The sequence below is a fragment of the Paraburkholderia sp. J63 genome (genome assembly GCF_905220245.1).
GTDB lineage: Bacteria > Pseudomonadota > Gammaproteobacteria > Burkholderiales > Burkholderiaceae > Paraburkholderia.
The window spans coordinates 43,220-67,762 of the sequence record NZ_CAJMZF010000018.1 but is presented as its reverse complement, the minus strand read 5'-3'; the positions used below and the strand labels follow the sequence as shown (position 1 = coordinate 67,762).

The 24,543-nt window shown below is 60.8% G+C and carries 23 protein-coding genes; 9 read left to right on the top strand and 14 right to left on the bottom strand.

Going from position 1 to position 24,543, the window contains the following annotated elements; all coding sequences use genetic code 11:
- The first annotated feature begins 49 nt into the window (after nt 1-49).
- Both ybeY and U5775_RS20205 read left to right on the top strand, forming a co-directional pair.
- Entirely contained in the window at nt 50-511 is a 462-nt protein-coding gene (gene ybeY, locus U5775_RS20210; RefSeq protein ID WP_322059866.1) for an rRNA maturation RNase YbeY, read from the top strand.
- A gap of 37 nt (nt 512-548) precedes the next feature.
- A complete protein-coding gene (locus tag U5775_RS20205; RefSeq protein WP_322059865.1) occupies nt 549-1,322 on the top strand; it encodes a gamma-glutamylcyclotransferase in 774 nt (257 codons plus the stop codon).
- A gap of 7 nt (nt 1,323-1,329) precedes the next feature.
- Here U5775_RS20205 and U5775_RS20200 read toward each other — a convergent pair whose 3' ends face one another.
- From U5775_RS20200 to U5775_RS20190, 3 genes are read right to left on the bottom strand one after another with little or no spacing between them, the layout of a single operon-like run.
- Nucleotides 1,330-2,007 carry a DUF799 domain-containing protein gene (locus U5775_RS20200; RefSeq protein ID WP_322059864.1) on the bottom strand — a complete coding sequence of 226 codons (678 nt, stop codon included), beginning with the start codon at nt 2,005-2,007 and terminating at the stop codon, nt 1,330-1,332.
- Between the two features lie 10 nt (nt 2,008-2,017).
- Nucleotides 2,018-2,398: a DUF4810 domain-containing protein gene (locus U5775_RS20195; protein ID WP_322059863.1), complete on the bottom strand. Its 381-nt coding sequence runs from the start codon at nt 2,396-2,398 to the stop codon at nt 2,018-2,020.
- Nucleotides 2,399-2,439: 41 nt separating this feature from the next.
- A complete protein-coding gene (locus U5775_RS20190) occupies nt 2,440-3,096 on the bottom strand; it encodes a CsgG/HfaB family protein (RefSeq protein ID WP_322059862.1) in 657 nt (218 codons plus the stop codon).
- 469 nt (nt 3,097-3,565) lie between these two features.
- Between U5775_RS20190 and U5775_RS20185 the strand changes: the two genes are divergently transcribed.
- The 7 genes from U5775_RS20185 (at nt 3,566) to U5775_RS20155 (ending at nt 12,253) form a co-directional block, all read left to right on the top strand.
- Nucleotides 3,566-4,459: an HlyC/CorC family transporter gene (locus U5775_RS20185; protein ID WP_322059861.1), complete on the top strand. Its 894-nt coding sequence runs from the start codon at nt 3,566-3,568 to the stop codon at nt 4,457-4,459.
- Nucleotides 4,460-4,739: 280 nt separating this feature from the next.
- Complete coding sequence (lnt, locus tag U5775_RS20180) at nt 4,740-6,458, top strand: apolipoprotein N-acyltransferase (RefSeq protein WP_322059860.1); 1,719 nt, start codon at nt 4,740-4,742, stop codon at nt 6,456-6,458.
- Nucleotides 6,459-6,769: 311 nt separating this feature from the next.
- Entirely contained in the window at nt 6,770-7,777 is a 1,008-nt protein-coding gene (gene glyQ, locus U5775_RS20175; RefSeq protein WP_322059859.1) for a glycine--tRNA ligase subunit alpha, read from the top strand.
- 16 nt (nt 7,778-7,793) lie between these two features.
- Nucleotides 7,794-9,893 carry a glycine--tRNA ligase subunit beta gene (gene glyS / locus U5775_RS20170; RefSeq protein ID WP_322059858.1) on the top strand — a complete coding sequence of 700 codons (2,100 nt, stop codon included), beginning with the start codon at nt 7,794-7,796 and terminating at the stop codon, nt 9,891-9,893.
- Nucleotides 9,894-9,924: 31 nt separating this feature from the next.
- Nucleotides 9,925-10,488: a D-glycero-beta-D-manno-heptose 1,7-bisphosphate 7-phosphatase gene (gene gmhB, locus U5775_RS20165; RefSeq protein WP_322059857.1), complete on the top strand. Its 564-nt coding sequence runs from the start codon at nt 9,925-9,927 to the stop codon at nt 10,486-10,488.
- A gap of 49 nt (nt 10,489-10,537) precedes the next feature.
- Nucleotides 10,538-11,299 carry a lysophospholipid acyltransferase family protein gene (locus U5775_RS20160; RefSeq protein WP_322059856.1) on the top strand — a complete coding sequence of 254 codons (762 nt, stop codon included), beginning with the start codon at nt 10,538-10,540 and terminating at the stop codon, nt 11,297-11,299.
- A 57-nt stretch (nt 11,300-11,356) separates the two neighbouring features.
- Complete coding sequence (locus tag U5775_RS20155) at nt 11,357-12,253, top strand: SprT family zinc-dependent metalloprotease (protein WP_322059855.1); 897 nt, start codon at nt 11,357-11,359, stop codon at nt 12,251-12,253.
- Nucleotides 12,254-12,265: 12 nt separating this feature from the next.
- On the opposite strand, the gene U5775_RS20150 is transcribed toward U5775_RS20155, so the two are convergent.
- The 11 genes from U5775_RS20150 to U5775_RS20100 form a co-directional block, all read right to left on the bottom strand.
- Nucleotides 12,266-12,682: a serine O-acetyltransferase gene (locus tag U5775_RS20150; protein ID WP_322059854.1), complete on the bottom strand. Its 417-nt coding sequence runs from the start codon at nt 12,680-12,682 to the stop codon at nt 12,266-12,268.
- Between the two features lie 43 nt (nt 12,683-12,725).
- Nucleotides 12,726-13,952 (bottom strand): hypothetical protein, encoded by a 1,227-nt coding sequence (locus tag U5775_RS20145; RefSeq protein ID WP_322059853.1) that lies wholly within the window; start codon nt 13,950-13,952, stop codon nt 12,726-12,728.
- A gap of 113 nt (nt 13,953-14,065) precedes the next feature.
- A complete protein-coding gene (locus tag U5775_RS20140; protein WP_322059852.1) occupies nt 14,066-14,761 on the bottom strand; it encodes a WecB/TagA/CpsF family glycosyltransferase in 696 nt (231 codons plus the stop codon).
- A 112-nt stretch (nt 14,762-14,873) separates the two neighbouring features.
- On the bottom strand, nt 14,874-15,698 hold the full coding sequence (locus U5775_RS20135) for a heparin lyase I family protein (protein ID WP_322059851.1): 825 nt from the start codon (nt 15,696-15,698) through the stop codon (nt 14,874-14,876).
- 18 nt (nt 15,699-15,716) lie between these two features.
- Entirely contained in the window at nt 15,717-16,523 is an 807-nt protein-coding gene (locus tag U5775_RS20130; protein WP_322059850.1) for a glycosyltransferase, read from the bottom strand.
- Between the two features lie 310 nt (nt 16,524-16,833).
- Nucleotides 16,834-18,048 carry a hypothetical protein gene (locus U5775_RS20125; protein ID WP_322059849.1) on the bottom strand — a complete coding sequence of 405 codons (1,215 nt, stop codon included), beginning with the start codon at nt 18,046-18,048 and terminating at the stop codon, nt 16,834-16,836.
- A 110-nt stretch (nt 18,049-18,158) separates the two neighbouring features.
- On the bottom strand, nt 18,159-19,403 hold the full coding sequence (gene wecC / locus U5775_RS20120; protein ID WP_322059848.1) for a UDP-N-acetyl-D-mannosamine dehydrogenase: 1,245 nt from the start codon (nt 19,401-19,403) through the stop codon (nt 18,159-18,161).
- A gap of 52 nt (nt 19,404-19,455) precedes the next feature.
- A complete protein-coding gene (gene wecB / locus U5775_RS20115) occupies nt 19,456-20,580 on the bottom strand; it encodes a non-hydrolyzing UDP-N-acetylglucosamine 2-epimerase (protein WP_322059935.1) in 1,125 nt (374 codons plus the stop codon).
- Between the two features lie 46 nt (nt 20,581-20,626).
- Nucleotides 20,627-22,843, bottom strand: coding sequence for a polysaccharide biosynthesis tyrosine autokinase (locus U5775_RS20110; protein ID WP_322059847.1), 2,217 nt, complete (start codon nt 22,841-22,843; stop codon nt 20,627-20,629).
- A 3-nt stretch (nt 22,844-22,846) separates the two neighbouring features.
- Nucleotides 22,847-23,287: a low molecular weight protein-tyrosine-phosphatase gene (locus U5775_RS20105; RefSeq protein ID WP_322059846.1), complete on the bottom strand. Its 441-nt coding sequence runs from the start codon at nt 23,285-23,287 to the stop codon at nt 22,847-22,849.
- Nucleotides 23,284-24,528 (bottom strand): polysaccharide biosynthesis/export family protein, encoded by a 1,245-nt coding sequence (locus U5775_RS20100; RefSeq protein ID WP_322059845.1) that lies wholly within the window; start codon nt 24,526-24,528, stop codon nt 23,284-23,286. The genes U5775_RS20105 and U5775_RS20100 overlap by 4 nt, the downstream gene beginning before the upstream one ends.
- Between the last annotated feature and the right edge of the window lie 15 nt (nt 24,529-24,543).

Here is a 24,543-nt window from a genome sequence, read left to right as displayed (position 1 = left end):
CGAGCCTGCATCGAAGCCCGCATTCGCGCCGATAAAGAAGCCCGCACCCATGGCCCGCGCACCGAAACTCAAACTGAACCTGCAGTTCCCCGCCGCGAAGGCGTTTCCCGAGCACAAGGCCGCGCTGCCGCGGGCGACCGTGGCGGCGTGGGTGAAGGCCGCCCTGTTCGCCGACGCCGAGCTGACCGTGCGCTTCGTCGACGCCGACGAAGGCCGCACGCTCAACCGCACGTATCGCGGCAAGGACTACGCGACCAACGTCCTCACCTTCGCCTACGCCGAAAGCGAGGACGACCCCGTGACCGGCGACCTGATCCTCTGCTGCCCGGTGGTGGAGAAGGAAGCCGCCGAGCAGGGCAAGCCGCTTTCGTCGCACTACGCGCATCTGCTCGTGCACGGCACGCTGCACGCGCAAGGCTACGATCACGAGGACGAGGCCGAAGCCGAAGAGATGGAAGGCATCGAAACCGAAGTCCTCAACTCGCTTGGCTTTCCTGATCCGTATAAATAAGGCCGCGCCTCACCCTTCCCGCCCGACCCCGTCCGATATGAACGACAAGCGCGCGAACGATTCCGGTGATGTTTCCGACCCGCTGGTGGAAAGTGGTGCGCCCTCTGGCGGGGCGCCCTCTGGCGGGGCGCCCTCTGGCGGGGCGCCCTCTGGCGGAGCGCCCTCTGGCGGGGCGCCCGCAGGTGTCGTCGCGCTGCCTTGCCCAGGCTATCCGCCGGCGCTCGGCGAATCGCGCCTGCTCACCGAAGACGAGCTGCGCGTGTCGCTCGACTGCACGCTGCGGCAGTGGGATGGCACGAGCGACCTCTGGCTGTTCGGCTATGGCTCGCTGATCTGGAATCCGGGCCTGCCGACCGTCGAAAACGTACGCTCGCGCGTGCACGGCTACCATCGCGGACTCTATCTGTGGTCGCGCGTGAATCGCGGCACGCCCGAGCAACCGGGCCTCGTGCTCGCGCTCGACCGTGGCGGCTCGTGCGCCGGCGTGGCGTTCCGGCTCGCCGCCGATGGCGTGATGCCGCATCTGGAAGCGCTCTGGCGCCGCGAAATGCCGATGGGATCGTATCGCCCCGCCTGGCTGCCCTGCGCGCTCGCGGACGGCCGGCGCGTCGCGGCACTCGCCTTCGTCATGCGCCGCGACGTGCCCACCTATACCGGCAAGCTCGGCGAAGACACGGTGCGCCAGGTGTTCGGCTGCGCGGCGGGCCGCTACGGCACGACGCTCGACTACGTGCGGCGCACCGTGGAAGCCTTGCGCGAGAGCGGCATGCCCGACCGGGCGCTGGAGCGGCTGCTCGCGCGCTGCGCGTGAGCGGGCTTCAATCGCTGCCGTACTTCGGCGAATGCGGGCCATAGAGCAACCCATTCGGCTGCCCAGCCGACAACAGCTTCTCGCTCGTCAAGCCCGCCACCTTCTGGCTCTCGTCGGAGAGCGAATGCGCAACCTGCTTGACGGCCGCCTGCACCAGCATGCCGACGATGCTGCCGCTGCCAAAGTCCACGTTGCCGAGCTCCTTGCCGTTGGCGCTTGCCCTGCCTTCCCAAAGCACATCGCCGTTGTCGAGGCTGACGAGCTTCGCCGACGCCGCCACGACCGTATTGGCGTCCACGACCTGATAGACGGAGCCGTACTGCGTCACCTTCGTATAGAGCGCCGCATCGGCGCCAAAGATCTCATGCAGCTTCTTCGGCGACGTGGCCTGCATCTCGGCGGCCATCGTCACGCCGTTCTGGCGGAAGGTCTCGGCCACTTCGGCAACGGGCATCACGTAGTAGCCGGACTCCGCGAGCGGCATCGTCATTTGCGAAAGCATGCCGTTCGTGGCGTTCACGTCGGCGGTCTCGTTCAGCGGCGGCAGCACGAGAATCGATTTCGGCTTGGCGCTCCTGAACGCGGTGTAGTCGTAGCTGGCCGGCTTCTGCAGGCCCGCGCACGCCGCGAGCATGGCGGCCACCGCCAGCACCGGCAGGCATTTGAGTGAGGAAAACTTGAGCATGATCGGTCGCTTACTTCGAAAGATTTTTCAGCAAAAAGTCCATGTAGGCGGACGACTCGGGGAAGGCGGCCTTTTCCGCCAGCAGTTCCTGCTGCGCCTGCTGGCCCTTGCCGACGCTGGCGTACAGCGCGCCCAGGTGAGCATGGAAGCCGGGCGGCGGCCGGTTGCCCTTCGCGCGGATTTGCTGTAGCGCCTGTTCAAGCGAGCCGATCTGCTGTTCGGGGCTCGCTTCTCCTTTCAGGTACGCGTACACCTGCGGCTGATAGGCGTCCCATTGATAGAGCGTTTGCGGCTTCTGCGCCGCGCAGCCCGCGAGCAGCGCGCCCACGACGGCCAGTGCGACCCCGAGCGGCACGCCGGCGCGCGGCCGCGTGATGATGTTGCTGGTCATGTGTTGGTCTCTCGTTCTAACCGGATTGATAGATGCCGCCGTTATTTCCCGGCGGCCAGCGCGCCCGCGTCGACGCGTTCGGCGAGGTGATTGACGGCCTCCTCGATGGCGAGGTCGAGCACCTTGCCGTTGAGCGTCGAGTCGTAGCCCGAGGTGCCGCCGAAGCCGATCACCTCGCGGCTCGACAGGCTGTATTCGCCCGCGCCCTGTGCCGACGCGACGACCTCGGACGTCACCGTATCAACGACGTTGAGGCTGACCTTCGCGTACGCCACCTGGCTCTTGCCGCGCCCGAGGATGCCGAACAGTTGCTGGTCGCCGACTTCCTTGCGGCCGAACTCGGTCACGTCGCCGGTGAGGATGTAGCGCGCGCCCTTCACGGCCTGCGCCTGCTTCGTGAAACCGGCTTCCTGGCGAATCTCGTCGAGGTTGTCGCGGTCGAGCACGTTAAAGCGCCCGCTCTGCTGGAGCGCCGTGATCAGAATGGTTTTGGCCTGGGCGCCCAGACGGTCGATGCCGTCCGTGAAAATGCCGCGCATGTAGCTCGACCGGTTGTCGAACTTGCCGACGGCGACCGCCACGGGCTTGCCCGCGTAGGGCGTGCGCGACGCCGCCACTTCCGGGACGGGCAGCGCGCGCGACGCCTCGGTCGCGCAGCCGGACAACGTGACGATCAGCGTGGCGAACAGCGGCGGCATGAGCCACGCCGCGCACCGCCTCGCGCGCTCCCTGGTATGTTTTTTCGATAACGCCAGCAAAATGGATCTCCTTACGCACCTGAACCGGGCTGCATGCCCGGCCAACGCCACGCGGAACGATCGAGTCCCGCGCGAAGGTTCGCATTAGAGACCTTTCCCTGAAAGGAAAATGTCAAACATCCCAGTGAAAACGATCCCCATCAAACTCAAGATGGAAATCGCCAAAGTCCGAGCCCCATAAATCGGCGAGCTGTGCTAACCGCGCTCACGGTAGCCGCCGACTGCCGGCAGCGTCGCCCGGCGCCTGTGAGCGAAGACGCCCTCGCCGGCGCGCCCGCCCCCGATCGCCCCGCATCTGCGTTAGGATTGATCTGCGGGCTTGCCCTACACGGGCCTGCCACACGCATGTTGTATCCTTTCCCATCCGCAACAGCGCGTCCGGCCATCAAGAGGCCCAGGACGCACCACCATGAACGACTCCTATCCCAGTCGACGACAAACCGACAAACCGCAGGAAAAGCGCTCCCTTCTCGAGCGGCTGACCGACTTCATCTCGCCCGAGCCCGACTCGCGCAGCGAGCTTCTCGAAATCCTCCAGGACGCGCACGCGCGCAATCTGATCGACGCCGATTCGCTTTCGATGATCGAAGGCGTGTTCCAGGTGTCCGAGCTCTGCGCGCGCGACATCATGGTGCCGCGCGCCCAGATGGATGCGATCAACATCGCCGAGACCCCCGACGAATTCATCCCCTTCGTGCTGGACAAGGCGCACTCGCGCTATCCGGTCTACGAGGGCAACCGCGACAACGTGACCGGCATACTGCTGGCCAAGGACCTGCTGCGCTACTACGCCGAAGAGGAATTCGACGTGCGCGGCATGCTGCGCCCGGCCGTGTTCATCCCCGAGTCCAAGCGCCTGAACGTGCTGCTGCACGACTTCCGCCAGAACCGCAATCACATCGCCATCGTCGTCGATGAATACGGCGGCGTGGCCGGCCTCATCACGATCGAGGACGTGCTCGAGCAGATCGTCGGCGACATCGAGGACGAGTACGACTTCGACGAGGAAAGCGGCAACATCATCGCGTCGCCCGACGGGCGCTTCCGCGTGCGTGCGCTCACCGAGATCGAGCAGTTCAACGAGGCGTTCGGCACCCATTTCCCGGACGAGGAAGTCGATACGATCGGCGGCTTCGTCACGCACCATTTCGGGCACGTGCCGCATCGCGGCGAAAAGGTCCGCATCAATGACCTGATCTTCGAAGTGCTGCGCGCCGATGCGCGCCAGGTGCACATGCTGCTCGTGCGCCGCGACCCGCTCGCGGGCCAGCGCGAAGCCGCGCTGCAGCCGCCGGGGACCTGACGCCCCGCGCCTTGCGCGCAGATCGAACGACGCCGGCCCGCGGTTCCCCTGCAGCCGGCGTTTTGCTTGATGGCATGCGCGGCGCACGATCGGTCCCCAAACCGTCTCCAGACGGCGGACCCCGACGCCATGCATTGCCGACGCGCGAAAATGCTATCGTTGCGCTCGCTGCACGCACAGCGCGTGCGGCAAACGCTTCGCACCGCGCAAGCATTCGCACAAACCCGCAACCCGCGCCCCGAGCGCCCCTGCAGTCGGACTGCAGCGCCCAAGCATATCCATGGCTGAACCGATCGATTCCCGCACGCGCGACGGCGCGCGCGCCGCAGACCCCACCCATGTCGCAGGCAACGCGGCCGCACGCCGCGCGCTGCCCGCCTGGCACTACCTGGCCGCCGCCGCGCTGGGCGCGCTCAACACGCTCTCGTTCGCGCCCACGCCGCACGGCGGCTGGCTCGAAATCGCGATCTTCGCGGGCTTTTACTTCTGGCTCACGCGCACCCCGGGCTGGAAGAGCGCGCTCTTCACGGGCTGGGCGTTCGGCTTCGGCAACTTCGTGAGCGGCGTCTGGTGGCTCTACGTGAGCATGCACTTCTACGGCGGCATGCCCGCCGTGCTCGCGGGCGCGGCGCTCGTGCTGTTCTCGCTCTACCTCGGCCTTTATCCCGCGCTTGCCGCGCTCGTCTGGTCGTTCTGCGCGGGACATGCGAGCAACGGCCGGAACCGATCGAAGACGGACACGCTGCCGTTTGCGCCGACATGGCACGGCGCCTTTGCCTTCGCGAGCGCCTGGGCGCTCGGCGAATGGGCGCGCGGCTATGTCTTCACCGGCTTCCCGTGGCTTTCCAGCGGCTACGCGCAGGTGGACGGGCCGCTCGCCGGATTTGCGCCGATCGTCGGCGTTTATGGCGTGGGCTGGGTGCTCGCGCTCGTCGCCGCGCTGATCGTGCAGGCGCTCATCCATCTCCATGTGCGCAGGGTGCGCCCGGATGCGCCCGCGTCCGCCGGATCGTCGCCTGACGGCATCGCCACGCCCGCTGTGGCCGCTTTGGGCGCCGTGGCCGTGATCGTCGCGGGCCTGCTGCTGCCGCTCGTCAACTGGACGCATCCCGAAAACGCGCCGCTGAACGTGCGCCTCCTGCAAGGCAACGTGAAGCAGGAGATGAAGTTCTCCGAATCCGGCCTCGTGGACTCGCTCAGCGAATTCCAGAAGCTCATCACCGAGAAGCCCGCCGACCTCGTCGTCACGCCCGAGACCGCGATTCCCGTGCTCATGCAGGAAATACCGGAGAAGTTCGGCCGTGACGTGCGCGCCTTCGCCGACGGCACCGGCACCTCGATCCTGTTCGGCGCCGTGGGCGGCACGATCACGCCGGACGGGCGCGTGGTCGACTACACCAACAGCCTGTTCGGCATCACGCCGGGCCAGAACGGCCTGTACCGCTACGACAAGCACCATCTCGTGCCCTTCGGCGAGTTCGTACCGTGGGGCTTCCGCTGGTTCGTGAACCTCATGAACATTCCGCTCGGCGACTTCGCGCGCGGCGCGCCCGTGCAGCCGCCGTTCCTCGTGCACAACCAGCCCGTGGCCGTCGATATCTGCTACGAGGACATCTTCGGCGAGGAAATTGCGCGCACCGTGCGCGAGAACCCGGTCTCGCCAGGCATCCTCATCAATTCGACGAATCTCGCCTGGTTCGGCGACACCATCGCGCTCGACCAGCATCTGCAGATCGCGCGCATGCGCTCACTCGAAACCGGCCGGCCGATGCTGCGCGCGACCAACACGGGCGCGACGGCCGCCATCGACGCGCACGGCAACGTGATCGCGCGTCTGCCCGCCTTCACCGTGGGCTCGCTCGACGTGCGCGTGGAAGGCACGCAAGGCTTCACGCCCTACGTGACGAGCGGCAACAACACGGTGATCGCCGTGTCGCTGCTGTTGCTGGCGTTCGGCTTCGCGTTCGGGCCGGGCCGGCCGGGGCGCAAGAAGGCTTGATGGAGCGCGAAGCGGCAGCGCCGCGCGCGGCGGCCGCTTCTTCATGAGCGCATCGGCAATCGATGCCGCCGCGGCCCGGCATCGACGCCGAAATCCTTGCGGAACCCCGCCGCGGTCTCAACGCCGCGCCAATCCGGTAAAATTCAAGGTTTTAGCACCGGGCCGCCCCTCCTGACCGGGGGCTGGGACCGCAGCACGCAAGGAACGCCCGCCGCGCGCGGAACGCCATGTCTGGCCAAACTCCGGCCGCGCGTGGCCGCCCTTGCCGCCGCAGCCCACGCCTTTCGCCCTAAAAGACACTGCAGGCACACATGCTCACGTTTCAGCAAATCATCCTGACGCTCCAGTCTTACTGGGACAAGCAGGGCTGCGCGCTGCTCCAGCCGATCGACATGGAAGTCGGCGCCGGCACCTCGCACGTCCACACCTTCCTGCGCGCGATCGGCCCCGAGCCGTGGCGAGCAGCCTATGTGCAGCCCTCGCGCCGCCCGAAAGACGGCCGCTACGGCGAGAACCCGAACCGCCTGCAGCACTACTACCAGTACCAGGTGGTGCTCAAGCCGGCGCCGGAAAACATCCTCGACCTGTACCTGGGCTCGCTCGAAGCGCTCGGCTTCGACCTGAAGCAAAACGACGTGCGCTTCGTGGAAGACGACTGGGAGAACCCCACGCTCGGCGCCTGGGGCCTCGGCTGGGAAGTCTGGCTCAACGGCATGGAAGTCACGCAGTTCACGTACTTCCAGCAAGTGGGCGGCCTCGACTGCAAGCCCGTGCTCGGCGAAATCACCTACGGCCTCGAGCGCCTCGCGATGTACCTGCAGAAGGTCGAGAACGTCTACGACCTCATCTGGACCGAGTGGGAAGAGGAAGGCCCGAACGGCCCCGAGCTGCGCCGCCTCACCTATGGCGACGTCTACCACCAGAACGAAGTCGAGCACTCCACGTACAACTTCGAGCACGCGAACGTCGACCTGCTGTTCACGTTCTTCAACGCGTACGAAGGCGAAGCGAAGCGCATGATCGATCTGCGGCTCGCGCTGCCCGCCTACGAGCTCGTGCTCAAGGCCGGCCACACGTTCAATCTGCTCGACGCGCGCGGCGCGATCTCCGTGACGGAGCGCGCGGCGTACATCGGCCGCATTCGCGCGCTCTCGCGCAGCGTGGCGCAGTCGTACTACGAATCGCGCGAGAAGCTCGGCTTCCCGATGCTCGGCAATCCGGTGCACGGCGTGCCGGGCCTGACCACCGACGAACAGGACGCCGCGATGCCCGCCTGGGCGCCGCCGCTGAAGGTCGAACGCAAGTTCGACGAGGAATGACCGGATCTCCAGAACAATGACCCAAGCTCATCACGCCACCCTCCTCGTCGAACTGCTGACCGAGGAACTGCCGCCGAAGGCCCTCGCGCGCCTCGGCGACGCGTTCGCCGAAGGCATCGCGCAGCGCCTCGCCGCGCGCGACCTGATCGAAGGCGACCTCTCGTTCGAACGCTTCGCCACGCCGCGCCGTCTCGCCGTGACGATCAAGAACGTGCGCAGCGTCGCGCCCGAAAAGCAGGTGCGCGAAAAAGTGCTGCCCGTCTCGGTCGCGCTCGACGCCAACGGCCAGCCCACCGCGCCGCTCGCGAAGAAGCTCGCCGCGCTCGGCTTCCCCGACTTCCCCGTCTCCGACCTCGAACGCGCCAGCGACGGCAAGAACGAAGCGTTCTTCCTGCGCTATTCGGCGCCGGGCGCGACGCTCGCCGACGGCCTGCAAGCCGTGCTCGACGAAGCACTCGCCAGGCTGCCGATCCCGAAGGTCATGACGTACCAGCGCCCGGACGGCAGCAACGTGCAGTTCGTGCGCCCGGTGCATCGCCTCACGGTCCTGCACGGCGACCAGATCGTGCCCGTCACGGCGTTTGGCATCGACGCCGGCGACACCACGCGCGGCCACCGCTTCCTCTCGCACGGCAACGTCGCCATCACGCACGCCGACGACTACGCGCACACGCTGCAGCACAAGGGCCACGTGCTCGCGAGCTATGCGGACCGCCGCGAAGCGATCCGCGAACAGCTCATCGAGCAGGCCGGCGACGACCAGGTCGTCATGCCCGAGGCGCTGCTCGACGAAGTGAACTCGCTCGTCGAATGGCCGGTTGTCTACGCGTGCAAATTCGAGGACGAATTCCTGCAAGTGCCGCAGGAATGCCTGATCCTCACGATGCAGACGAACCAGAAATACTTCGCGCTTACCGACGCCGCAGGCCGCCTGCGCTCGCGCTTTCTGATCGTCTCCAACATCGAGACCGAAACGCCGGGCGAAATCGTCGAAGGCAACGAGCGCGTCGTGCGCCCGCGTCTCGCCGACGCCAAGTTCTTCTTCGAGCAGGATAAGAAGAAGCCGCTGGCCGATCGCGTGCCGCTGCTCGCGAACGTGGTCTATCACAACAAGCTCGGCTCGACGCTGCAGCGCGTGGAGCGCCTCGAAGCGCTCGCGGGCGCCATCTCCGACATGAGCGGCGCCGACGCCGCGCTCGCGAAGCGCGGCGCGCGCCTCGCCAAGGCCGACCTGCTGACCGACATGGTGGGCGAGTTCCCCGAGCTGCAAGGCACGATGGGCACCTACTACGCGCGCCACGACGGCGAGCCCGAAGAAGTGGCGATTGCGTGCACCGAGCACTATCAGCCGCGCTTCTCCGGCGACGCATTGCCGACCACGGCCACGGGCACGATCGTCGCGCTCGCGGACAAGCTCGAAACGCTCGTGGGCATCTGGGGCATCGGCCTTGCGCCAACCGGCGAGAAAGACCCGTTCGCACTGCGCCGCCACGCGCTGGGCGTGCTACGCATCCTCGTCGAGAAGCAGTTGCCGCTCGATCTCGTCGAGCTGCTGCGCACCGCTTACGCGCAGTTCGCCGGCATCGAAGCCGTCACGGAATCGACGCAGGCGATCTACGAATTCTGCATGGACCGCCTGCGCGGCATGCTGCGCGAGCGCGGCTACGCGGCGCAGGAAATCGACGCGGTGCTCGCGATGAACCCCACGCGCCTCGACGATATCGTCGCGCGTCTCGACGCCGTGCGCGAATTCGCGGCGCTCGAGGAAGCGGCCTCGCTCGCGGCGGCCAACAAGCGCATCTCGAACATCCTCAAGAAGTCCGACGGCGCCGAGGACGCGGGCGTGCAGAGTACGCTCTTCGTGGAAAACGCGGAAAAGGCGCTCTACGCGCAGCTCGAACAGGTTGCGCCGCGCGTGCAGACGCAACTGGCCGCGCGCGAGTACACGGGCGCGCTCACGGCGCTCGCGGCGCTGCGCGAAACCGTCGACACGTTCTTCAACGACGTGATGGTGAACGCGGAAGACCCGGCGCTGCGCGCGAACCGTCTCGCGCTGCTCAAGGCATTGCATCGCCAGATGAACAGCGTGGCCGACATCTCGCGCCTCGCCGCGTGATGGCCGTCGTGCCCCTCTACTGAACGACGCCATGCCGACCAGCACCAGCCGCAAACTCGTGATCCTCGACCGCGACGGCGTGATCAACGTCGACTCCGACGCCTTCGTCAAGTCCGTGGACGAATGGATCGCGATCCCGGGCAGTCTCGAAGCGATCGCTCGCCTGAACCAGGCGGGCTATCGCGTCGCCGTCGCGACGAACCAGTCCGGCATCGGCCGAGGCCTGTTCGACACGACGGCGCTCAACGAGATGCACGCCAAGATGCAACGCCAGGCCGCCGCGGTGGGCGGACGCATCGACGCCGTGTTCTTCTGCCCGCACACCGCGCAAGACCATTGCGACTGCCGCAAGCCCAAGCCCGGCATGCTCAAGATGATCGCCGAGCGCTTCGAGATCGATCCCGCCGACACCCCCGTGGTCGGCGATTCGCTGCGCGACCTGCAAGCGGGCGCCGTGCTCGGCTTTCCCACGCACCTCGTGCGCACGGGCAAAGGCGAGAAGACGCTCGCGGCGGGCGGCCTGCCCGAAGGCACGAAAGTGCACGACGACCTGCGCGCGTTCGTGCTCGACTTCCTCGCGAACGAGCCGGCTTAGCGCCGCGCCGTAGCCCTGTCGCCCTGCCCTTCGAAGAACGGTCCAACCGATGCGCCTCATCCGCTCCCTGCTGCTGTTCATCTACCTGATCGTCTACACGATCCCCTACGCAACGGCATGCTTCATCGCGTTCCCGTTCCTGAACGCCGCGCGGCGCTACTGGATGGCCGTGGGCTGGTGCCGCTCGACGCTCTTCGTCACGCGCTGGCTCAACGGCATCCGCTACCGCATCGAGGGCATGGAGAACCTGCCCAACGGACCGGCCGTGCTGCTCTCGAAGCACCAGTCGGCATGGGAAACGCTGGCCTTTCCCGCACTGATGCCGCGGCCGCTGTGCTTCGTGTTCAAGCGCGAACTGCTGTACGTGCCGTTCTTCGGCTGGGCGCTGGGCATGCTGAAGATGGTTCAGATCGACCGCAAGGAAGGCAAGTACGCATTCGCCTCCGTGACGCGCCAGGGCAAAGCGCGCATGGCCGAAGGCGCGTGGGTCATCATGTTCCCGGAAGGCACGCGCACGCCGGTGGGCAAGCAGGGCAAATACAAGACCGGCGGCGCGCGCTTTGCGATTTCGACCGGCGCCCCCGTCGTGCCGATCGCGCACAACGCGGGGCACGTCTGGCCCCGCAACTCGTTCACCAAATATGCGGGTATAGTCACGGTGTCGATCGGCAAGCCGATCGAGACAACCGGGCTCACGCCCGACCAGGTGAATACGCGTGTGGAACAGTGGATCGAAGCCGAAATGCGACGCATCGATCCAGACGCGTATCGCGAAACGAATGGCGCATCGGCAGACGCCGCGAGGATCTGACGCTCAAGCGGCAAGCTAGCCGCGCGCCACGCATGCCATCCCGCACCCAGCCTGACGATGCAGAAGTCCTCTACGCCGCGCCCCGTCGCGGCGCTCGACAATGGGCAACTCGATTTGCCGCTCTTTGCTGAGCCGGCTGTTCCGGTTGCTACGCCCTCGCCTTCATTGCCGTTTTCCGCTCCGCCTCCCGCACAATCGCCTTTCACGGCGCCCAAGGCACCGCTCGCGCCCGATGGTACGCGGCTGCGCACGCTCGAACTGGGCGCGCGCACGTTGCAGTATCGGCTCAAGCGGTCCTCGCGCAAGTCGATCGGGTTTGCCATCGACGGCACCGGGCTCACGATCACTGCGCCCCGATGGGTGACTCTAGCTGACATCGAAACCGCCATCGTTGAGAAGCAACGGTGGATCTTTGCGAAGCTGATTGAGTGGCAAACGCGGGTTGAACAGCGTGCGCTGCCGCGCGTGGAATGGGGCGATGGCGCTGAACTGCCCTATCTTGGCAAGCCGATGAGCGTGAGGCTGGGGGCATCGGTGCTCGCGTTTGATGAGGCAACGCGGGTGCTGGCGTTGCCGCTGCCGCCGCACGCGGACGCGCAGCAGATCAAGGACCGCGTGACGGGCTGGCTTCAGGGGGAAGCGACGCGGATTTTTGGCGAGCGGCTTGCGGTTTATGCGGCGAGGCTTGGGGTGACGTTTCGGTCCTATGCGCTTTCTTCAGCGATGACGCGCTGGGGAAGTTGTTCTAGCGAAGGACGGATTCGTTTGAACTGGCGGTTGATTCATTTTCCGCTTTCGGTTGTCGACTATGTTGTGGCACATGAGCTCGCGCATTTGCGCGAGATGAACCATAGTCCGCGGTTCTGGCAGACCGTGGAGTCGATTTTTCCTGAGTTTCGTGAGGCCAGGAAGCAGCTTAAGCAGCATCCGCCGGAGATGGTGCCGGGGATGTGAGGGGGCATAACGTCAGGCGGCGGAAGAGACAATTCTCGCCGGGATACCCACCGCGATCGCGTGCGGAGGCACATCTGCCAACACGACAGCATTGGCGCCGATCTTTGCTCCCCTGCCAATTCTGATCGGCCCAAGAACACTGGCGCCAGCGCCAATCAAGACATCATCCTCGATGATAGGCGCGCCCATTTTCCCACTTCGACCGCCGATAACGACATTCGGCGAAATAGTAACGTTGTTACCGATTACCGCGTGACGATGTACGACAATGCCAAGGCCTTGATAGCCAAAGATCACATTTCTTCCAACCTTTACCGAGGGGGGAACCGATACTGAAAAGAGAATACGATTAACAATTTTAAAAGCCCAGGGAACAAAAGGAATGCGAAGAATATAAAAAAATCTCGAGATCCTGAATATATAAATCACATGCAACTCCAGTCAAAAAAATTAATACTTCGATATTTATAATTCAGCCAGCACCACCAACCTTCCTCGAGCTCATCGTCTTGAGCAGGTCAAAAATACGAATGATTAGCAAAAAAAATAGAAAAAATACGAAACCGGCATCCCAGTAACCATTGTGTATCGCCATAATGGAAAGTGTCAGCAAATAACAAAAGCTGAATTTCCCAACAGCACTCCATTTCTCTGTTAAACGCCAGAGATTTCCAACGATCGCAACTATCAGAAAGAACCCAAAAAAGACTCCAACGTAGCCAAAATCGACATAGAGTGCCCCTTGTAACGTTGGAGTAATGCTCATTGGCCTGCCGGCAATCCAGCGTGCTGAAGTAATTGCCCCGATAATATTGCGTGCTCCCCAATGCTTACCGGGCAGGAATGTCTCATAGTTACTGATGAGCAACTGGCCATACATGTGCTCATGGAGCGCGCTGCCTATGGTACTGATTGTGTTCTGGCTAAAATCAAACATTGCAAGCGCAGGAACAAACGGCAGCAAATATTTGTGATCGTTTATGTACCGAAAATCAATATTTTTAAAAAAAATTACAAAATCATAACTCTGCGACACCCTATACGCAGCAAATACTGCGGAAAATATTACAATAGATAAAATCGCACAAAACCCGAGCACCACACCCTTTCCTCTTGAGACCTTGAATGTGATCAGATAGACAAATATTACGAAAACAAAAATCAGTATCGGCGTCCTGTATCCAAAACATAGCGCTCCCGCCATGTATAATATCGGATGAAAATAACGAACCCTTCTACCGGTTTCCATGCTGGATATTGTCCTGACTAAAGCCCAGAATCCATACAATTGAATTAAATTGAAAGCAAGGGCAGAGTTTCCAAAACGCTCCTCCCCGGCAAAGAGCGGTATTCCGCCAGTCATAAAAATAGCCGATGCAAGGCAGGCCGTAAACATCAGAAAAAAGAGCGCCGTTAATTGCCTTGACGTTCGCCGCCTGATTATTGGCTCAATCCTATATTCACGATGCCCACCCCAAAAAACAAGCGCAACGCTCGCGCCCGCCAACCCTGTGAGAAATAGCTCCCAGCACAGGGTTTTGTCGTATGCACCAGCAATTGTCCACGGCGTATCAATCAAACCGATGCCATTGTAGGCAATATAAATCAGGATAAATAGTAAAAGTGGATTGAGGTGCCTCACGCTGCTATCCGAACCCTTCTTTTCCGGCCGCAAACGTTCATACAAGTAATTCTTCATACGACTGCGATCCAACGATATTCATTCAACCACAAAATTTAGGGAAAGTGATGCACGGAACCCGATCAGAGCAGTTCCGCTCATCGAGGGGAAAAAATCCCATTTCACAGAACCTACGCCTGGCGCGCCGACAAATAGGCCTTGCCTAGCATAAAAGCAAACCGTATATTAGTTAAAAAATAGCGCTTCCACATGCGTCTGGGCTCCTGAGTTACACGATAAAACCACTCCAAGCCGCTACGCTGCATCCATTCGGGCGCGCGACGAACCTTGCCCGCAATGACATCGAACGTTCCGCCCACGCCCATTACAAAATCCACACCGAGTTCGTCCTTCCAGCGATTGATGAAGATTTCCTTTTTCGGCGAGCTAATTGCGACAAACAGGAGACGTGCTCCTGATTGCCTGATCTTATCCACCACTGCCCCTTCATCGTCCCAAAAGTATCCATTGCTGAATCCCGCCAGCAGGAGTTCCGGATGACGTTCCGCCAGGATCTCCGCGGTCTTTTCGACGACTGCGTCGGTCGCACCCAGCAGATATATCGGCAAGCCACCAGAACTCGCCATTTCGATTAATTTCCCGAACAGATCCACTCCGGCGACACGTTCTGGCACAGGTTGCCCGAGCATGCGTGCTCCCCAGACTACGCCCATTCCGTCAACGTTTATAATGTCGCAATTTTTGACCGAAAGAGCCAATTCCTTGTCTGTCTGCATATGAACGAGCTTAGCGACATTCACAACAACATGTTGTGTAAAGACGCGACGTTCTATTCGATCTGCAATCCACGCAACGGTCTCGTCCATCGTTGCAGCGTCCATCGGACAGTCAAATATATTTATGCGATTCATGAAACCTCACAGATTTCAGAATTCATCGAACTAAGCGAAGATACTCTGAAAACAAATGCAACCAGCATTACTGCCATCGCACAGATCGGCGATTTATCCATCTCTTTAAAAATATGGAAAGTCGACCAAAATACATCGTCCTGGCACGGACGTCGGAGGGCTTTACCTGCCATCCGGCTTTATAAATTCCGAATTTAAGGTATGCATTATCATCGTTAGCATATGCATTAGGAGTACCTTTACTTATAAACACCCTTTGTCCATCCTTGAAGAGCTCGGTGAGCGCACACTTTCCAGTGTCGTCTGGAATGTAATGCAGGCTCCAATTTACAACTCTCCCTCTATCATCCGTTGGATTTCCGAATATTTTTCCTATTGAATCGTTGGAATTCTGCGTATGACTACGCACACCATAGCCTCCATCAGCAGACAAAAAGAGCGCAAACGTGGGATAACCTGTTTTGATCTGAGCGCCTTGGTGGATTTGCGTGATCACCTCCGGCTGCTCCTTGTCTAACACATAATCCGCCGGGATATATGTCTGCCAATTCACAAGATAGTCGCCGTTTCGATGAAATTTGATGAATTCACCAAACGATATTTCGGCACGAGGCGTTCCGTTGGCAACGCCTTTGTAATTTTGATCTCGAAAGATGGTTACTTTCAGAGCTCGGGGAGTTTCCGGAATACCGAAATCGACATCTTCAATCGAATCCCTTTCAGGCATTTGATACTGAAGCCGATCGTCGACGCCATGCTCCCACGAAGTGGTGAACAAAACATCATATTGTTGCCGCTCAGACTCGGTTGCGAGCACCACGGTCGAGATCGACATTAGAATTATTAATTTTGCCACAGCCGGAAAATTATTCCATTTTAACTTTATTTGCATAAAAATAACTCCAGCTTCCTAGGGGCAACGTTTATTAAGAGCTTCCTCTATGATTCCACCCAAGAGATTGGCTATTTTCGAAATACCAAATAAATCGTTTACCCATTTCGCTCCACCTTCCAGAACTCCTTCTGAACCTATTTCAGCCGCCTTTTTTATGGCTTCTGCCAGGCTGTCTATGGCAAGTTCACTCACAAAGATGGCTCGCTCAGGGCATATGACCTCCAATACAGGCGGGTGCCTAAAAGCCACGATCGGCAGGTCATAGCACTGGGCCTCAACGAAGCTCATCCCAAATGAATCGACAGTACTCGGCAAGCAAAATACATTGGCATTGGCTAAAAGCTCATCCTTTTCCACGCCGGAAACCCAACCTTTCATTACCACGCGCGATTCGAGACGATTTTCTGAAATCACCTCCCTCATCAGAGCTGCCAGTTCACCATCTCCGGCGACAACGAGACGATAGTTCCCTGGAAGTCGTGACATCGCCATAACTGTTTCCAGTATTCCCTTACCCTTGACGAGTCGCCCCATGGTCAGGACTGTCACTTCGCCACTGACGTTTTCTATCCGCTCTGCCCGCCTCGCACATGCCCGAAACGGGTTTGGTATGACACGAGCTTTTCCGGATAAGCCGTGCTTGGCCAGCACAGCGCGCGCGTATGACGTGAGGACAATCACGTAAGTCGATTGTCTAGCCAGCGCTCCGATGATCAACTGCCATACAGGGTTCTCCAGATATGTCTCGAGGTATGGCGTGTGCAGATATACGAGAACTCTTTGGCGCGCAACGCTGCGAAGGAATATTGCCAGGAACAGCATTCGGACAATGCAAAAACCCGACCCCGGATGCAGATGAAAAAACAGCCGCGAACTACGCTCTCGCGCCATTGTTCTCATACAACGGAAGAAAGAGCAGAGCCACGGCCCAAACTTTCCCCAAAACTTCCGGCTACTATGAGTCGGGATAAACTCGGTTTTCCCTAACTCGCTCAGCGCCTCAAGGTACATCGGAACAACCGTGGCAACCCCACCCTTTCCACCACGCGGCTCCGTTGATAAAACTACGTTACATAATGTCATGACGGGTCTGTTTCGTCGTTTTTGCCAGTTTCGGCGGTTCGAAATTCCATCAGCAGGGACGAACACTCGATGCCAAGAGCGGGGCACTCCTACGCCTGAGCATGGAGTTGCGCACGAGGGTCGCAACAATACATACAGCCAATACGAAAGAAAAATTGAGCCCGCCAGAAACAGCATAGAAAACGGCCATAGTGGCGACAAACAATCCGCAGGATGTCAAATTGATGGCCATTGATGCCCGACTTGCCTCACGAACCATTAGCACGTTGCTTTGCGCCATGCCCAGCATGCTTATGCAATTCTGGGCGCAAATCACAAGACCGCAAATCAGCGCATACCAAGAGCGCGCCTGTGCATCCTGATAAAGCGCGAGCCCCACAACCATCCCGACATTCACCAGAAATGCTCCACCACAGGCCAGCGCCACTTCCCGAGCGGTCCGCGAAGTCAGGTCCGCTAGCGACTTGCCGGCGCTGACGAGTTTGCTGAGTTCAGGTAGGCGATATAACGAAATTGCGCGTGGAATCAGTGCACAAATAGCGCTGAAGGATACAACCAGCGATACAACGCCAGCAAAGTGGGCACCTTCGGTGAAGTTCGCGATTGGCACCAGGCTAAGCGCAACGCCGCCGGATAGAAAATTGTTGAAGCCGAATTCGAGCCCCTTGAATTCGAATGTCGTTGCACGCAGGAATTTTTGTGGTCGACCTATATTCACGAGTATGAGTGCGCCCGTCGTCAGCAGCGCGAGGCCAAGAGGGAACCCGGCAGCTATTCCGAAGTCGTGACACCCGACCACATACGCTGCCGTCGCCGCGAGCAGAAAAAGGTCATAAGCAATAATGCGCCTATATTCCCGCAGAGCAACAAAGTAATGCCGCGTCACCTGATAGAACGTCCACCCCGCCATGATTACACCCGTCTCAAGCCCTGAAACCTCGGACGGAAAGGCCCACGCCCAGAGCACAATACCGACAGCAAATGCCACCAAGGAAATGGCAGCCATCTGAACCAGTTCATAGAAGCGTTGAACGCCGTCCTCTCGGCAATGTGCCGCAGGCACGCGCGCGAGTATCAGAGTCGTCCACCCAATTGCCGTAAAAAACGCCAGAATCTGCGCAACTGAGAACGCCGAGGCGGCTCGCCCGAGATCGCTGAGCGAATAAATTTTCTGAACACCTATGAACGCCAGGACGCGATAGAGTCCCGGCATCCCGGTCGCGATGATCGCCTCTGCCTTTCCGATTAGTCGTCCGTAGTTCATCGTCAATTCGGTTACGCCCGGGGACGATCCCCACCTGTGAAACGTGGTGTAAATCGTCCCCGGTCTCACATGGGACTGCTACATTGTGTTTGCCTCGGCAGGCCACGCCATCAGACACGCGCCAACACACCCCGCGTATCAATCACCACCTTCGCCTGCAACCTGATCGGATCGACCTGCTTGAATTGCGCGTGGTCCACCAGGATCACGATCACATCCGCCTCGGCCAGTGCCGTGCGCAGATCGCAAAGTTGCAAAACGCCCTGCAGTCCTGACGGCAGTTCCCGAATATTTGGCTCGACAGCCACCACCTTTCCAGGAAACCGTTGCCCCAGTTCCTTCGCGATTTCCACCGCCGGGCTTTCGCGCAAATCGTCGATATTTGCCTTAAATGCCAAGCCAAGGCACGCAATCACCGGTTCACGGAAACGCTCCGCCGCTCGCTCTACACGCTCGATCACCCAGTGCGGCTTCTCGTCGTTCACATTTCGGGCGGCGCGAATGAGCCGAGCCTGCTCGGGCGCTGAATCCACGATGAACCACGGATCCACTGCAATACAGTGACCGCCCACGCCAGGCCCCGGCTGCAGAATGTTCACGCGAGGATGGCGATTCGCCAGCTTGATGAGTTCCCAGACGTTGATATCGAGCCGATCGCAGATCAGCGAAAGCTCGTTGGCAAACGCGATATTCACGTCGCGAAACGAATTCTCAGTGAGCTTGCACATCTCTGCCGTGCGTGCCTCCGTGATAATGCATTCGCCACGCACGAACACTTGATAAAGTTCGCGCGCCATCTCGCTACAACGGTCCGTCATGCCACCAATCACGCGATCGTTTTCAACCAGTTCACGAATCACGTGCCCCGGCAACACCCGCTCGGGGCAATGCGCCACACGGACATCCGATGCGTCGCCAACCTGTTGCGGGAAGGTAAGATCCGGCCGCATCTCGGCCATCCATTCAGCCATCTTCGCGGTCGCGCCCACGGGCGAGGTCGATTCAAGGACGATCAGGTCGCCCTTTTTCAACACAGGCGCCACCGTGCGGCTCGCAGCCTCGATATAGGACAGATCGGGCTTGTGACCGTCCGCGAACGGAGTGGGAACGGCAATAAGAAATGCATCTGCGGGTTCGGGCGTTGTGGTGGCACGCAAATAGCCTTGCGTCACGGCAGCATGCACGAGCATGTCGAGTTCCGGCTCGACGATGTGAATTGCACCGCGATTGATGGTGTCGACTGCATGTTGATTGACGTCGACGCCGATCACTTTCTTGCGTCGAGCGGCAAATGCTGCCGCCGTCGGCAAGCCAATGTATCCGAGCCCTACAACCGAAATCGTTTCGAAGTTCATGATGTCGATGCCTTGATTTGTCGTTGCTTCACGCCGCGCGCTTTGCGGCAATTCAACGGGACTTCAACGTGGCCGCAATGCGGTCGCACGCCTTTCCATCTCCATAGGGGTTCTCTCCGCGGCTCATCGCCGCGTACGCTTCACCGTCATCCAGCAACCTCGCAACGCCCTCGACAATCGCGCGAACCTCGGTGCCCACAAGTTGCACGACACCTGCATCGATGGCCTCCTGACGCTCAGTGGTGTCTCGCATCACGAGCACCGGCTTGCACAGCGAAGGCGCCTCCTCCTGCACACCGCCCGAGTCGGTCAGGATCAGATATGCGTGATCCATCAGGCTCACGAACGGCAGGTAATCGAGCGGCTCGATCAGGTGGACATTGGCGATGCCCGTGAGCAGGCGATTCACCGGTTCGCGCACGCTCGGGTTCAAATGCACGGGATAGACGATGTCGACGTTCGGGTAGGCATGGGCCAACTGCGCGAGTGCCGTGCAAATGCGCTCAAAGCCGTTGCCGAAGCTTTCGCGGCGATGCCCAGTGACCAGCACGAGGCGTCGCCCTGGCTGAAAAGCAGGCAGCATGTGTTGAACTTCGGTTCGCAAATGCACGTCGCTCGAGAGACGCTCGCGCACGTGAAGCAGTGCATCGATCACCGTATTGCCAGTCACCACGATCGAGTCGTCGCTCACACCTTCGGCTAGCAGGTTCTGCCGAGCTCGGTCGGTTGGTGCAAAGTGGAGCGTTGCCAGTGCTCCCGTCAGCTTGCGATTTGCCTCCTCGGGCCACGGCGAAAGGAGATTACCTGTGCGCAACCCCGCCTCCACGTGAGCGACAGGAATGCGCATATAGAACGCCGCGAGCGTTGCCGCCATGGTCGTGGTGGTATCGCCATGCACGAGCACCATGTCCGGTTTGGCGCACGCCAGCACGCCACGCAAGCCCGAGAGAATCGCTGTCGTGACGTCGTAGAGATCCTGACCACGCTTCATGACGTTCAGATCAAAGTCCGGCTCGATATCAAAGATCGCCAGAACCTGATCGAGCATCTCGCGGTGCTGCCCGGTCACGCATACCTTGCAATCGACGTCCGGATCGCGCCGCAAGCGCCGTACGAGTGGCGCCATCTTGATTGCTTCCGGGCGCGTTCCAAATATTAGTAGTACTACTTGTTTCATTGCTGTGACCTCGCGCAAGCTACCCATTTGGGCTGAACTCGTTGCTCTATTCGGGCTTCTTCCGGTAGTCGGAATACGCGCCGTAGGTTGCGCCGCGCTGCGGCACATCAGTCAGCAACACGCCATCTACCGCTACACCTGCGCTGGACAGGTGACGCGTCGTCTCCCTCAGTTCGGCGGCGGAGTGGCGGCCATGGCGTACCACCATGAGCGTCGCACCAGCCTCCTTGCCGATGAGAACAGGATCGGTCACCGCAAGCACAGGCGGCGAGTCCACGATCACCATGTCGTAGGTCGAGGCGAGCGACTTGAGCACTGTCGCAAAGCGTTCGCGCAACAACAGTTCTGACGGACGATCCGGTGCCACCCCCGCCATCATGACGTCAAGGTTGGGTAGCACCTGGTGGTGAATGACGTCGGAAGGCTCACGACCTGTCAGCACCTCGGAGAGCCCGGGCTTGTTGTTGATCGAGAAGTACGAATGCACATCTCCGCGCCGCATATCGGCGTCGATCAGCAAGATGCGCTTGCCGGTCGAGGCCAGCACCGTCGCGAGATTCACGGAGACGAACGACTTGCCCACGCCGGGCCGCGGGCCGGTAATCATCACGATGTTGTTCTCGGGCTTGAGCACGCCGAATTGCAGCGCTGTCCGCAGACTGCGCAATCCTTCGACCGCGACATCGTCCGGGAAGACGGCAGCGAGTACACCCGGCTTGGACGGATTGCGGCGCACCGACTGTTCGAGCGTGAGTTGCTTGTCGCTATGCGAGATGATCGCGTAGACGGGTACTTCTACGGCGTGTTCAATTTCCGCGGGGCTCTCCAGGCCGCGATTGAGCATGCGGCGGCCGAGGGCAACCGCACAGCCGACCAGGAGACCCAACATTGCAGCAATCGGAAGTACAAGGATCGGCTTCGGGCGCACCGGCATCTCGGGGACAACAGCAAAGTCCACCGTGCGCACATTGCCAAGCTGACCTGCTTTCAGCACGCGTAATTGTTGAGTGCTGTCCAGCAACTTCATGTAAAGGTCCGTGTTGACTTTCACATCGCGCATGAGACGCAGTGCTTCCTGCTGCGTCTGTGGCAGGCCACTCACCTGACGCTCATATTCATCCTGTTGCCGCTCCAGCTCGGCGACGCGCGCATCGATAGCAGCAACGGCGGGATGCGAAGGCGTATAGCGCTGGACCAGATCGGCGCGTTGCTGTTGCAGCTCGATCAGATGAGATTTTGTATCCACCACGGATTGCAGCAGGAGCTTGCCTTGGGCGTCGAGGTCGATAGCGCCCGTTTTCGCGCGAAATGCGTTGTAGCGCGCTTCCGACTGGTCGAGGTCGGATCGCAGTTGTGGCAGTTGGTCACCAAGGAAGGAGAGCATCTGCTGCGCCTGCGCCGATTTCCGGTCGACATTGCGCTGAACGTACAGGCTCGCGATCATGTTGATCGTTGCCGTGATGCGTTGTGCATCGTCGCCATCAAGCTTGACTCCGATGATGCCAGACTGTTTCGTCTTTTCCGCAATATCCAGTTTCTTTTGGAATTTTTCGACGGTTTGCTGCGTCGAGAAGCGCTTGAGGTCGAAGAGCGTGTCGGGCCTGGCCACAAACGAAGCCACGGTCAGGTGCACGGCGCCCTCTGCCATCATGCCGCTTGCAGATTCGCCGACGTGCGCTCGAAGCACTACATTGCTATCCGGATCGATGAGTTCGTATCTTTCGGCGTCGAGCACGCGCAGTTTGAACTTTTCCTCATAGAGCACGGGAGGGACATCAAACCGCGTTATGCTGATTCGCTCGCCGCCCCATGCATAGCGCCCCAGGCCAAGAACCGGCTTTGCCAGCTCCCCAGTCCCGTTGCCCCGCGAACGCCGAGCAATCGCCGCCCCAATCAGCGGAAAATAATGCGGCTTCGCACTCACATCCAGATGAAGGCGGCTCACCGTCTCGCCCACCACCATACGTGAGCGAATCAATTCGATTTCCGCATCCGCGGTTGCCTTGTTCTGAAACAACGACGCGAGATCACCCAGCTTGTCGTTGATCGAACTCATGCCCGAATCGTCGTCCACCTGAATGACGGCATCCGCACGATAAACCGGCGTGCCGAGAAACGCGTACGTCGTCCCCAGAAGAAGCACGCACGCCGCCACCACAGCAATCAGCCGCCAGCTTTCACGAAGGACATTAAAGACCTCGGAAAGGTCGATTTCATCGTCATCCGCCTGCTCGGCCAGACGATTTTGCTTAAGAAGAGTCATGATTCAGTGAGCCAGTCCTGCCAATACGCCACGCCAATGCGCAACGCCGTGCTCGATTTGCGCGAATGCGAGTTCGAATGCCACACGATGGCGCTGATACGGGTCGACGACATCAACGCCGTCGCTCTCGTTGAGCCGATAAACCTTGCCGCGCGCATACGGCCACACGTGCTCGATCTGCTCGCGCTGCACTCTCGTCATCGTCAGAATGAGATCTGCAGCGCGTACCTGCTCGTCCGTAAGCGCGGTGGCAATGTGCTCTTCGAGCGGCACACCGCGCTCACGCGCCATTTCAAGAACGAGCGGGTCCGCACCCTCACCTACCAGCGCATGCGTGCCCGCCGAACTAAAACCGATATCGGGCAGCGCCTGAGCGAGCATCGCGCAGGCCAATGGACTGCGGCAGATGTTGCCTTCGCAAACCACCAGAACGCGATCGATCATTTCGCCACCAACCCCGCGGTCAGGCCCGCATTGATGGCCGGAATCAGCAACGTCAGCACACGGTTGAAGCGGACAAGGCCATTGCCGTCCACGTACACGACGTCCTTGGGCTGCAGGTCGAACTCCTTGGCGACCAGCATTGCCACCGGCGAGCGCCCATCCAGGTGGAACACCTGAGGTGTGCCGCTCAAGCTGCCACGAATCACGAACATCTGGGCAGCGTCGGCCGTAGACGAGTTGACACTGCCCGCCTGCGCGATTGCATCCGCCAGCGTGATGCGGCCGGTACGGCGCGGGATCGCGGAAATCGGCTTGTTGACCTCGCCCATGACGTAGACGTCGTTTTCGTCACGCGCGACCACGCGCAGCAAGTCGCCGGGCTTGAGGTACAGGCGTGACGGACTCGTTCCGCTGGCCAGCATGCGGGTGAGATCGACGCGATGAGTCACGCCATCGCGCACGAGTACGAGGTCGCTCTGGTCGGCTGTGTCGCTGAATCCACCGGCGCGTGCAACGGCTTCGTAAAGCGAAAGCGGCACGTCGTTGACCGCGACGACGCCGGGGTTGCGCACCTCGCCATCGACGTACACTTCATGTGCGCGATACGAAGCCATGCGCACGGTCACTTGAGGTTTGACGAAATATTTGCCGAGCGCAGCGCTCAAGTGCTTCTGCACTTCCTCGGTGCGCATGCCGGCAACATGCAGCGTACCCGCGTACGGGAATGTCACGTCACCGGCCTGATCGACCACGAAGCCCGACGTCGGGTCACCAGGTCGCGTGGATTGCTGAGACTGCGTCGAGCCCATCGCGGCCGCAATTTCCGGGTGATCCCACACCACGATCTGCAGCACGTCGCCCGCGCCCACGGTATAGGGCTGAGGCGCAGGAGACAGCAGCTTGACCTGCTCCTGCTGCTTCTCCACGCGCTCTTCCTGCATGCGCCGCACGACGTCCACGCTCAGTTCGGTAATAGCCACTTCCGGCGTGGCCGGCGTTGCGTCGGCTACCTGCGTCGTCGGCGGCGTGCCGGCCGCGTCGGTGCCCGCCCCAGCGCCCTGAGGGGCCCTCTGCGCGGTTTTCCCGCCGGATACCATCATTCGCATGCCCGGTGCAACGGCGCACGCACCCAACATCGAGCAGAGCACGACTGCAACGCCCATGGAAGACAGCCGAAAGGCTCTGTCCCCGCGGGGTCTGTGCGTCGCCTGAACAGACAGCTTTTTCAATCGTTTCAACACTTCTGCGTTCCAGCT

Excerpts from the sequence above, each read along its gene's own strand:
- U5775_RS20160 (WP_322059856.1), top strand. The coding sequence starts at position 10,538 with ATGCGCCTCATCCGCTCCCTGCTGCTGTTCATCTACCTGATCGTCTAC.
- U5775_RS20195 (WP_322059863.1), bottom strand. The coding sequence starts at position 2,398 with ATGACCAGCAACATCATCACGCGGCCGCGCGCCGGCGTGCCGCTCGGG.
- U5775_RS20105 (WP_322059846.1), bottom strand. The coding sequence starts at position 23,287 with ATGATCGATCGCGTTCTGGTGGTTTGCGAAGGCAACATCTGCCGCAGT.
- wecB (WP_322059935.1), bottom strand. The coding sequence starts at position 20,580 with ATGAAACAAGTAGTACTACTAATATTTGGAACGCGCCCGGAAGCAATC.
- U5775_RS20145 (WP_322059853.1), bottom strand. The coding sequence starts at position 13,952 with ATGAAGAATTACTTGTATGAACGTTTGCGGCCGGAAAAGAAGGGTTCG.
- U5775_RS20200 (WP_322059864.1), bottom strand. The coding sequence starts at position 2,007 with ATGCTCAAGTTTTCCTCACTCAAATGCCTGCCGGTGCTGGCGGTGGCC.
- U5775_RS20130 (WP_322059850.1), bottom strand. The coding sequence starts at position 16,523 with ATGCTGTTCCTGGCAATATTCCTTCGCAGCGTTGCGCGCCAAAGAGTT.
- U5775_RS20135 (WP_322059851.1), bottom strand. The coding sequence starts at position 15,698 with ATGCAAATAAAGTTAAAATGGAATAATTTTCCGGCTGTGGCAAAATTA.
- U5775_RS20190 (WP_322059862.1), bottom strand. The coding sequence starts at position 3,096 with ATGCCGCCGCTGTTCGCCACGCTGATCGTCACGTTGTCCGGCTGCGCG.
- U5775_RS20155 (WP_322059855.1), top strand. The coding sequence starts at position 11,357 with ATGCAGAAGTCCTCTACGCCGCGCCCCGTCGCGGCGCTCGACAATGGG.
- lnt (WP_322059860.1), top strand. The coding sequence starts at position 4,740 with ATGGCTGAACCGATCGATTCCCGCACGCGCGACGGCGCGCGCGCCGCA.
- glyQ (WP_322059859.1), top strand. The coding sequence starts at position 6,770 with ATGCTCACGTTTCAGCAAATCATCCTGACGCTCCAGTCTTACTGGGAC.
- wecC (WP_322059848.1), bottom strand. The coding sequence starts at position 19,403 with ATGAACTTCGAAACGATTTCGGTTGTAGGGCTCGGATACATTGGCTTG.
- U5775_RS20205 (WP_322059865.1), top strand. The coding sequence starts at position 549 with ATGAACGACAAGCGCGCGAACGATTCCGGTGATGTTTCCGACCCGCTG.
- U5775_RS20185 (WP_322059861.1), top strand. The coding sequence starts at position 3,566 with ATGAACGACTCCTATCCCAGTCGACGACAAACCGACAAACCGCAGGAA.
- U5775_RS20125 (WP_322059849.1), bottom strand. The coding sequence starts at position 18,048 with ATGAACTACGGACGACTAATCGGAAAGGCAGAGGCGATCATCGCGACC.
- glyS (WP_322059858.1), top strand. The coding sequence starts at position 7,794 with ATGACCCAAGCTCATCACGCCACCCTCCTCGTCGAACTGCTGACCGAG.
- gmhB (WP_322059857.1), top strand. The coding sequence starts at position 9,925 with ATGCCGACCAGCACCAGCCGCAAACTCGTGATCCTCGACCGCGACGGC.
- U5775_RS20140 (WP_322059852.1), bottom strand. The coding sequence starts at position 14,761 with ATGGACGAGACCGTTGCGTGGATTGCAGATCGAATAGAACGTCGCGTC.
- ybeY (WP_322059866.1), top strand. The coding sequence starts at position 50 with ATGGCCCGCGCACCGAAACTCAAACTGAACCTGCAGTTCCCCGCCGCG.
- U5775_RS20110 (WP_322059847.1), bottom strand. The coding sequence starts at position 22,843 with ATGACTCTTCTTAAGCAAAATCGTCTGGCCGAGCAGGCGGATGACGAT.